7 protein-coding genes are annotated in these 9600 nt (G+C 59.8%); 3 read left to right on the plus strand and 4 right to left on the minus strand.

Annotation, left to right across the window (positions count from 1 at the left end):
* Positions 1–84: 84 nt before the first annotated feature.
* From pflB to ACTQWD_RS04920, 3 genes are all read right to left on the minus strand, one after another.
* Positions 85–2136, minus strand: a complete 2052-nt coding sequence (pflB, locus tag ACTQWD_RS04910; protein ID WP_427718174.1) for a formate C-acetyltransferase — start codon at positions 2134–2136, stop codon at positions 85–87.
* Between the two features lie 469 nt (positions 2137–2605).
* Positions 2606–3628: a 2-keto-3-deoxygluconate permease gene (locus ACTQWD_RS04915; RefSeq protein ID WP_441040829.1), complete on the minus strand. Its 1023-nt coding sequence runs from the start codon at positions 3626–3628 to the stop codon at positions 2606–2608.
* Between the two features lie 108 nt (positions 3629–3736).
* A complete protein-coding gene (locus tag ACTQWD_RS04920) occupies positions 3737–4486 on the minus strand; it encodes an SDR family NAD(P)-dependent oxidoreductase (protein ID WP_427728112.1) in 750 nt (249 codons plus the stop codon).
* Positions 4487–4775: 289 nt separating this feature from the next.
* Here ACTQWD_RS04920 and ACTQWD_RS04925 point away from each other — a divergent pair, with 289 nt between their 5' ends.
* The 3 genes from ACTQWD_RS04925 to ACTQWD_RS04935 are packed head-to-tail and all read left to right on the plus strand — an operon-like array spanning position 4776 to position 9444.
* Positions 4776–5225, plus strand: a complete 450-nt coding sequence (locus ACTQWD_RS04925) for a MarR family winged helix-turn-helix transcriptional regulator (protein ID WP_154514934.1) — start codon at positions 4776–4778, stop codon at positions 5223–5225.
* Positions 5222–7588, plus strand: a complete 2367-nt coding sequence (locus ACTQWD_RS04930; protein ID WP_441559406.1) for an ABC transporter ATP-binding protein — start codon at positions 5222–5224, stop codon at positions 7586–7588. The genes ACTQWD_RS04925 and ACTQWD_RS04930 overlap by 4 nt, the downstream gene beginning before the upstream one ends.
* Positions 7588–9444, plus strand: coding sequence for an ABC transporter ATP-binding protein (locus tag ACTQWD_RS04935; RefSeq protein WP_441559407.1), 1857 nt, complete (start codon positions 7588–7590; stop codon positions 9442–9444). Before ACTQWD_RS04930 ends, ACTQWD_RS04935 begins: the two co-directional genes overlap by 1 nt.
* 84 nt (positions 9445–9528) lie before the next feature.
* Here ACTQWD_RS04935 and ACTQWD_RS04940 read toward each other — a convergent pair.
* Positions 9529–9600: IS3 family transposase (locus ACTQWD_RS04940; RefSeq protein WP_441038702.1), on the minus strand; the 72-nt coding region annotated here is incomplete at its 5' end.

Genomic DNA, 9600 nt, shown 5'->3' on the forward strand with positions numbered 1-9600 from the left:
ATGTGTCTCCTTCAATCGATCGGCGCCGGCCGAAACCGGCGCACTAATCAGTAATCGTTATTGTTAGTATAGCACTAACAATAGTTACTCGCCCAGCTGATCAAGGTCGATATCACCAAAGAACACCTGGTCCTCCTTGCCGAGCGCGCCCGGGATGATGGAGAAGGTGTTGGAGATGCCGTCCTGGGCATCGCGGAACGGGAGCTTGGAAACCGAAGACAGCGAAGCGATGGCGCCCTGGCTATCGCGCTTGTGCATGGGGTTAGCACCCGGGGCGAACGGCTGGCCAGCCTTGCGGCCGTCGGGCGTGGAGCCGGTCTTCTTACCGTACACGACGTTGGAGGTAATGGTCAGAACCGAGGTCGTGGGCACGGAGTTGCGGTAGGTGTCGTTCATGCGGATGTACTCCATGAACTGGTGCACAACGTCGTGAGCGATCTGGTCGACGCGGTCGTCGTCGTTACCGTACTTGGGGAACTCGCCCTCGGTCTCGAAGTCGACGATGATGCCGTTCTCGTCACGGACGGGGTGAACCTTGGCGTACTTGATGGCGGACAGGGAGTCAGCCACGACGGAAAGGCCAGCGATGCCCGTAGCGAACCAGCGGTGCACGTGCTTGTCGTGCAGAGCCATCTGGATGCGCTCGTAGCAATACTTGTCGTGCATGTAGTGAATGATGTTCAGCGAGTTGACGTACACGCCAGCGAGCCACTTCATCATGTCGTTGTACTTGGCCATAACGTCATCGTAATCGAGCGTGTCGCCCTCGACGGCGCGATACTTGGGGCCGACCTGCTTCTTGGAGACCTCGTCAACACCGCCGTTGAGTGCGTACAGCAGGCACTTGGCCAGGTTGGCACGAGCGCCGAAGAACTGCATCTCCTTGCCAATGCGCATGGAGGACACGCAGCAGGCGATGCCGTAGTCGTCGCCGTGGTAAACGCGCATGAGGTCGTCGTTCTCGTACTGGACCGAGGAGCTGGCGACAGAAGTCTTGGCGCAGAACTTCTTGAAGTTCTCGGGAAGACGGGTCGACCACAGAACGGTCATGTTGGGCTCGGGGCTGGTGCCCATGTTCTCGAGCGTGTGCAGGTAGCGGAAGCTCATCTTGGTAACGAGCGTACGGCCGTCAACACCCATGCCGCCGATGGACTCGGTGACCCACTGCGGATCGCCGGTAAACAGGGCCTGGTACTCGGGGGTACGGGCAAACTTGACCATGCGGAGCTTCATGATGAAGTGATCCACGAACTCCTGGATCTGCTCCTCGGTGAAGGTGCCGTTGGCAAGGTCACGCTCAGCGTAGATGTCGATGAACGTAGAGGTACGGCCGATGGACATAGCGGCGCCGTTCTGCTCCTTGACGGCAGCGAGGTAGGCGAAGTACATCCACTGGATGGCCTCCTGCGTGTTGGTAGCAGGTTTGGAAATATCGAAACCATAGGTCTCGGCCATCATCTTGAGCTCGCCGAGGGCGCGGATCTGCTCCTGCAGCTCCTCGCGATCGCGAATGTTGTCGGCGGTCATGACCGTCGGGGTGGAAGCCTTCTGGGCCTCCTTATCCTTGATCAGGTAGTCGACGCCGTACAGGGCGACACGACGGTAGTCGCCGATGATGCGGCCGCGGCCATAGCCATCGGGCAGACCGGTGATAATGTGAGCCGAGCGGCAAGCACGCATCTCGGGGGTGTAGACATCGAAGACGCCGGCGTTGTGGGTCTTGCGCTCGAAGGTGTAGCGCTCGACGACGTTCTCGTCGATCTTGTAGCCGTGCTGGCTGGCAGCCTGGCAAGCGATGCGGATACCACCGTTGACGTGCAGAGCGCGCTTGAGCGGCTTGTCAGTCTGAAGACCGACGATGGTCTCCTTCTCGCGGTGGGCGTTATCGATGTAGCCAGCGGGGTGGCTCACGATACCCGTGACAGTCTTGGTGTCCATATCGAGGACGCCGCCCTGCTCGCGCTCCTTGAGCAGCAGGTCGAGAACCTCGCCCCACAGCTCCTTGGTACGCTCGGTCGGACCGGCGAGGAACGATTCGTCGCCCTCGTAGGGGGTGTAGTTCTTCTGGATGAAGTCTCGGACGTCAACCTCTCCCGTCCAGATGCCTTCCTTGAAGCCTTCCCATGCCTCCTGCATTGTGTAACCACGCTCCTAGTTACGTATAATGCGGCGCTCTCTCACACCGCTGCTTATTGAATTCTTGAATGTTCGGGTTGCATGACCGGCTTCATTCGCCTTCCATCGCGCGTTAGCACAGGGAAAAACGTTTGTCCACCTTGGAACTGCAACCCAAAACCCAAGATTTCACCCGTTTGAGAAGGATAACATAGCCACCCCCTTCATCAGGGCTGTTATATGTTTCTTTTTTTATACCATTAGGGCGTTTTTAACAAATCCGCAGGAAATGCGAGCGCGAACAACTACCGTTCACCGATTTGTTTGGTATTTTTCCTTGCCTTTGTACGACGTTCACTCTAGCTGTTATGCCAGCTTTAGCAGGGTAAAGTGTCCCAGAGACCCACAGAAACTGCAGGGCGGCCACGGGATTTCCCCCGGGGCCGCCCTGTGGCGTGGCTAGTTATTTAGCTTTGATTGCCGCTTGGCATTAAGCGGCTGCGGTGACCCTGTCGGCCGCGGCCTTTTTGCTGTCGCCGTGACCCTGGCCCTCAAAATGCTTGTAGCACCAGCTGGTGACCAGCGGGGTCAAAATGGCCGTCACGATGGCGCACGCTGCAACCTGCGCCGTAGCCGTCGCGAGCACGGCGCCACCGTACATGGCCTCGTTGACACTCGCCATGGCGGCAGGCGTGGCCACATTGGCTCCGGCGCAGCTCGAAATGGCCGCACCTGCGACACCCGTACCGCCCGTGAACTTATCGACCGCGATGACGGGAATTGCAAAGACCACCGAGCAGATCACGCCGAGCAGGATGCCGGGAAGACCGCCGTTGATGAGCTGGCCAAAGGTCATGGTCGAGCCCATGGCAAAGAAGACGAGCACGATGATGGCGGAAAGTGCCGGAGCCATCATCTTCTTAAAGCTCGGGAAGAGGTTACCCAGAATAATGCCGACGACGATCGGCAGGATGGCGCCCACGAGCGACCAGCCGATCGGAGCCTGGCCAGCAGCGCCGAGCACGATCATTGTGACCGGAGGGCCGACAACGAGTGTGGTGATGGCGACGGCGCCACGTTCGGCCTCGTTGCCCATGGTGCCCATCAGACCAGCGTACATAGCGTTGTTGGCGCCGGTGCAAGCCGCCAGCATCACCATGGCAGAGATGCCAAACAGGTTGTCGTTGAATACATAAAGGATGAGCAGCGACACGGCAACGACCACGATCTGCTTGACAGCGATGATGATGGCGCCGCGTGCAGCGGCGGCAGGAGCACTTTTAAACGAAATCGTCGTACCGACGATGAGCAAAAAAGCGCCCACGAGCGGGCTTGCACCCTGCTGGGTCATGCCAAGCGTAAAGCTGCCGAGCGTTTTGAACAGGTCGGGGAATAGCGTGTTGAGCAAGCAGCCCAGCAAAAGCGGCACCAAAATATTGGCGCCCGGGATGGAGGACATCTTAAAGAACGGCTCCTTTGCAGCCGGCGCCTCCACCGCAGTCGATTCACTCATATATATCTCCTTTGGATGCATGCGAATCGTAGCCGCACGCGCCTATGTCAGAAAGAAGGCGACAACCCCGAGTCGCCAGGGTCGCCGCCAAACGATTACCGCGGGGTATTACCCGTCCAGGACGATGCCGCCGTCGCAGTCACCGATCTCGCCGTTCACGAAGCTGGCGAGGTCGGAAGCGAAGAACAGCACCATCTGCGCAGGCTCGCTGGCCTGGGCGGCGCGACCCAGAGGAATACCGTTGATGATGCGCTGAGAGTTCTCGTCAGAAAGGATCGACGTCATGTCGGTAAGCGTGAGCGACGGGCACACAGCGTTGCAGCGGATGCCGAACTTACCGCCCTCCTTGGCGACCGCCTTGGTAAGGCCGTTGACACCGGCCTTGGAGCTCGCGTAGGCCGCGGTGCCGAGCAGGCCGCCGCCGATCTTGCCAGCAACGGAGCTCACGTTGACGATAGTGCCGGCATGTGCCGCCTTAAAGTGCGGGTACACGGCATTCATCATGGTAAAGGTGCCGTTGAGGTTGATGTCGATGGTGCGACGCCACTCGGTGTCGTCGATCTCGTCAAACTTCTTGGTGCTGATGACACCGGCGCAGTTGATCAGGATGTTGGTTTGCGGCAGGTCCGTAAAAATCTGCTCGACGGTCTCGCGCGCCTTGGGCGCATCGGCGACATCGAGCTGATAGAACTTGTTGCCCTCGCCAAGCTCGGCCACAGCCGCCTCGCCCTTGGCAGCGTTCCTTGCGATGAGCGCGACGTGTCCGCCGCCCGCAACGATACCCTTGGCAATCTCGAGGCCAATGCCCTGAGTGCCACCGGTAACGATCGCGGTTTTACCCGTGAAGTCAAATGCCATGACTCCAACCCCCTTGATTCAGGTGTCTCCTTGCGGGAAGTTGGAGCATCGCACATGGCGATAAATGAGTCCCAGTCGTCATGGTGGTGACAACCCCTCGCCTAACCGCGGGCATGATAGTTCTTTAAAACGCTTCAGCAATTGTATTATTTTAAGTCTTTATGCGCTCTTTATATTGCCTAGTGGCCAAGTAGATTTTTGGGACATGTCCAGAAATCTACCGAATAGGATGGTTGAGCGGGAGGTATCATCTTTCACCGGAAATAGTTTCTAGTGTTAGGGGTTTTCGGTGAAAGATACCGATTTCCGTGAACTTGGGCGTCAGCTCCTTACCGAGTTCGGCAGCATGCATCAGCGCATTTCGCGCTTTGCGGACAAAGCCCTCAGTGGCGAGATGGCCGTCATGCGCGCCCTCATGCTCGCTGGCGGTTCGCTCACGCCAAGCGAACTCGCCGATCGTGCCTGGGTCTCGAGCGCCCGCATCGCCAATATCCTGCGCGCTCTCGAAGCCAAAGGCTGGGTCGAGCGCGAGCACTCAAAGACCGACCGTCGTCGCGTACACGTCACGGTGACCGACAAGGGATTCCATGATCTCGAAATCAAGCATCGGGAATTCGAGGACCGCACCGCGGCCTTCCTCGAGCAGCTCGGCGAAACAGATACCCAAGAGATGGTGCGCCTTCTTAGGCGTGCCAACGAAATTATCGACCGAAATCAAGAAAGGAGAGATGCCGAGTGAGGATTCTCAAGCTCTTTAAAAAGCATGTCCTGGCACTGTTCGCAGCTATCGTACTTATCGTAATCAGCTGCAACGCCGATCTGGCGCTGCCTACGTATATGAGCGACATCGTCGACGTGGGCGTGCAGCAAGGCGGTATCGCCTCGCCCGTACCTGACACCATTCGCACCGAATCGCTCGACGACCTCGAACTCTTTATGAGCGATAAGGACGCCAAAGCTGTGGAGGCCGTGTTTAGCAAGGCGGATAATAACGGCATTCGAACGTACAAGGGCACCGAGGAGGAGCGCGCCGACGGCGGCAAGATTGCCGACATCGTGAGCCTGCCCGAGACCGTCGTCCTTTCGTTCAACCAGGGCATTGACGCCAACTCCATGGATGACATGATGGGTTCGTCCAGCGAGAATAACAACAACGCCGCCCAGGCCATGCCCACCCCCGAGCAGATGGCGGCAATGACGCCCGAGCAGCTCGCCGAGACGCAGCAGAAGGCCGCGGCAGCGCAGAACATGCAAAAGCAAATTGACACCGACGGCGGTAAGATCACCATGAAGAGCCTGCGCCTAGGCGTTGAAGGCGGCCTAATCGACCAGGGCAAGCTCGTCGAGGGTGCCAACGATATGGCGGACAAAATGGGCTCCATGTCGGGTTCCATCGTGACCCAACGCGCCGTGAGCTATGTACAAGACGAGTACAAGGCGCAGGGCATCGACCCCGCCGACGTGCAGAACGCCTATCTGGGCCGCATGGCAACCACGATGTTTGGTCTGTGCCTGATCTCGCTCATCGCCACCATCCTGACCGGCGCCGTGGCCTCGCGCACCGCCTGTTCCATCGCACGCGACCTGCGCCGCGAGACCTTCAACAAGGTTATGCACTTCTCGCCGGCCGAGGTGGGCAAGTTTAGCCAGGCCTCGCTCATCACCCGCTGCACCAACGACATTCAGCAGATTCAGATGGCCGCAACCCTGTTTATCCGCATGTGCCTGATGGCCCCCGTCATGGGCATCGTCGCCGTCATGCGCGTCCTGGCCAACCACACCGGCCTGGAGTGGACCATCGCCGTGGCCATCATCGCGGTCTCGGCCGTCGTCGGCGTGCTTATGGGCCTCACCATGCCCAAGTTCAAAAAGATGCAGAGCTTTGTGGACCGCGTGAACCTCACCGCCCGCGAGCTGCTCGACGGCCTTATGCCCATCCGCTCGTTCAACCGCGAGGAGCATGAGCTCGAGCGTTTTGACAAGGCTTCGCTCGACCTAATGACCACGCAGCTCTACACCAATCGTGCCATGAGCTTTATGATGCCGCTCATGATGCTCGTCATGAACTGCATCACCGTGCTTATCGTCTGGTTTGGCGCGCAGGGCGTGTCCGATGGCGTGATGCAGGTCGGCAACATGATGGCGTTTATCTCCTACACCATGCAGATCGTCATGGCGTTTATGATCCTCACCATGGTTTCGGTCATCCTGCCCCGCGCCGAGGTCGCAGCCGAGCGCGTGGAAGAGGTCATCACCTGCCCCACGAGCATCAACGACCCCGCCTCGCCCAAACTGCCCGCGGCCAGCGCACCGCGCGGTGAGCTCACCTTCCGCGACGTGAGCTTCCAGTATCCCGATGCCCGCGCCGACGTCATGAGCGGCGTGAACTTCACCACGCATGCCGGTCAGATGCTCGGCATCATTGGTTCCACGGGCTCGGGCAAGTCCACGCTCGTACAGCTGATTCCGCGCTTATACGACGTCACGGGCGGCAGCATTTCACTCGACGGCATCGACGTGCGCGATATGACCCTTTCCGAGCTTCGCCGCCGCATTGGTTACATCCCGCAGCAGGGGCGTCTGTTCTCGGGCACCGTGGAGAGCAACCTTAAGTTTGCCGGCGACATGGTAAGCGACGAGAACATGCACGAGGCCGCGCGCATCGCCCAAGCCGAGGACTTTATCGCCGAGCGCGAGGGCGGCTACGACTCCCCCATCAGCCAGGGCGGCTCCAATGTCTCGGGCGGTCAGCGCCAGCGTCTGGCCATCGCCCGCGCGTTGGCAAAAAAGCCCGAGGTCCTGGTGTTCGATGACTCGTTTAGCGCCCTCGACTACAAGACCGACGCGCGCCTGCGCGAAGAGCTTGCCAAAAACGTTACCGACGCCGCGCTCGTTGTCGTAGCCCAGCGCATCGCGACCATCATGCACGCCGACCAGATCATCGTGCTCGACGACGGTCACGTGGTGGGCACTGGTACGCACGAGGAGCTGCTGCACAGCTGCCCGGCGTACCTGGAGATCGCACAGTCGCAGCTTTCCGCCGAGGAGCTGGGGCTCACTCAAGAAGTAATTGCAGCCGTTATGGAGGGAGGCGAGCACTAATGGCAGACGAGACCAAGACTCAGATTCCCAAGCCCACCCGCCAGCGCGGTCCCATGGGCCGCATGGGTGGCATGGGCCGCGGCGAGAAGGCCAAGGACTTTAAGGGCGCCATGCGGCAGTTGCTCGGCTATATCGGTCAACACAAGGTTGCCGTGCTTGCCGCCGTCGCCTTTGCCGTGTGCTCGGTCGTCTTTAACATTGTGGGACCCAAGGTGCTCGGCCAGGTTACGACCAAGCTGTTCGAAGGCCTGGTCGCCAAGGTCAACGGTACCGGCGATGTCGACTTTGCCTGGATCGCCAAGACGCTCGGCTTTTTGCTCTGCCTGTATCTGGCAAGCTCTGTTTGCAGCCTCATCCAGGGCTGGCTCATGACCGGCGTCACGCAAAAGATTTGCTACCGCATGCGCAAGGAGATCGCCGCCAAGATCGCTGTCGTGCCGATGAGCTACTTTAACGGACACAGCAAGGGCGATGTGCTCAGCCGCATCACCAACGACGTCGATACGCTGGGTCAGTCGCTCAACCAGAGCGTGACGCAGCTCATCACGTCGGTGACGCAGATTATCGGCGTGCTCGTCATGATGCTGTCGATCAGCCTGCCGCTTACCGGCGTCACCGTGCTCACACTGCCGGCCGCCGCGATTATCCTGACCGTGATGATTCATTTCTCGCAGCCGTACTTCCGCGAGCAGCAGCAGGTCCTGGGCACCGTCAACGGCATTATCGAGGAGGACTTTGCCGGCCAGAGCGTCATTCAGGTGTTCGACCGCGCCGAGGCCTCAATCGAAGAGTTCGACCGTCAAAACGACCGCCTCTTTATTAGTGGCTGGCGCTCGCAGTTCCTGTCGGGCCTGATGATGCCGCTTATGAGCTTGGTGGGCAACATGGGCTACGTGGGCGTCGTCGTGGTGGGCGCACAGCTCGCGCTGACCGGCAATGCCACGCCCGGCGACATCCAGAGCTTTATCCAGTACGTTCGCAACTTTACGCAACCCGTGCAGCAGCTGGGCAACGTGAGCAACACGATGCAGTCTATGGCCGCTGCCACCGAGCGCGTCTTTGAGTTCCTGGCCGCGCCCGAGGAGGAGCAGAAGGCCGACGCGCAGATTCCCGAAAAGCGCCCTGGCCATGTGGAGTTTGACCACGTCAAGTTTGGCTACACGCCCGACAAGACCATCATCCACGACTTTAGCTGCGAGGCACAGCCCGGCCAGACCATCGCCATCGTCGGTCCCACCGGCGCGGGCAAGACCACGCTCATTAAGCTGCTACAGCGCTTCTACGACGTGGACGGCGGCTCGCTGCGCGTCGATGGCGTCGACGTACGCGATTGGGACCGCGCGGCACTGCGCGGCGAGTTTGCCATGGTGCTGCAGGATACGTGGCTGTTTAACGGCACCATCCGCGAGAACATCCGCTACGGACGCCCCGATGCAAGCGATGCCGAGGTCGAGGCCGCTGCACGCGCTGCACGCTGCGACCACTTTATCCATACGCTCGCCGGCGGTTACAACTTTATGATCAACGAGGAAGGCACCAACCTTTCGCAGGGCCAACGCCAGCTCGTGACCATTGCCCGCGCCATTTTAGCCGACCGCCCGGCGCTGATTTTGGACGAGGCGACATCCAACGTCGATACCCGCACCGAGGAGCTTATTCAGCGCGCCACGGATGCGCTGATGCAGGGCCGTACCAGCTTTGTTATCGCACACCGCCTGTCCACGATCCGCAACGCCGACGTGATCTTGGTAATTCGCGACGGCGACATCGTCGAGAAGGGCACGCACGACGAGCTGCTCGCCCAAGGCGGCTTCTACGCCGACCTGTACAACTCGCAGTTCGACGATGCTGCGTAGATTCTGCCGCAGGGAACGAATAACACCCGAGAACGGGGGCGCAGGATGAACTGCACCCCAAAACTTGGACGGCTTAAATAAGAACTACGCCGCAAGGGGCTGGTTCCGGAACTCCTCCGGGGTCAGCCCCTTCAGTTTAACCTGCCTTCGCCTCGT

This window comes from Collinsella sp. LCP19S3_B6, assembly GCF_052121815.1.
Lineage (GTDB): Bacteria > Actinomycetota > Coriobacteriia > Coriobacteriales > Coriobacteriaceae > Collinsella.

Coding starts and splice junctions, on each gene's coding strand:
- ACTQWD_RS04935 (WP_441559407.1), top strand. CDS start 7,588: ATGGCAGACGAGACCAAGACTCAGATTCCCAAGCCCACCCGCCAGCGC.
- ACTQWD_RS04915 (WP_441040829.1), bottom strand. CDS start 3,628: ATGAGTGAATCGACTGCGGTGGAGGCGCCGGCTGCAAAGGAGCCGTTC.
- ACTQWD_RS04920 (WP_427728112.1), bottom strand. CDS start 4,486: ATGGCATTTGACTTCACGGGTAAAACCGCGATCGTTACCGGTGGCACT.
- pflB (WP_427718174.1), bottom strand. CDS start 2,136: ATGCAGGAGGCATGGGAAGGCTTCAAGGAAGGCATCTGGACGGGAGAG.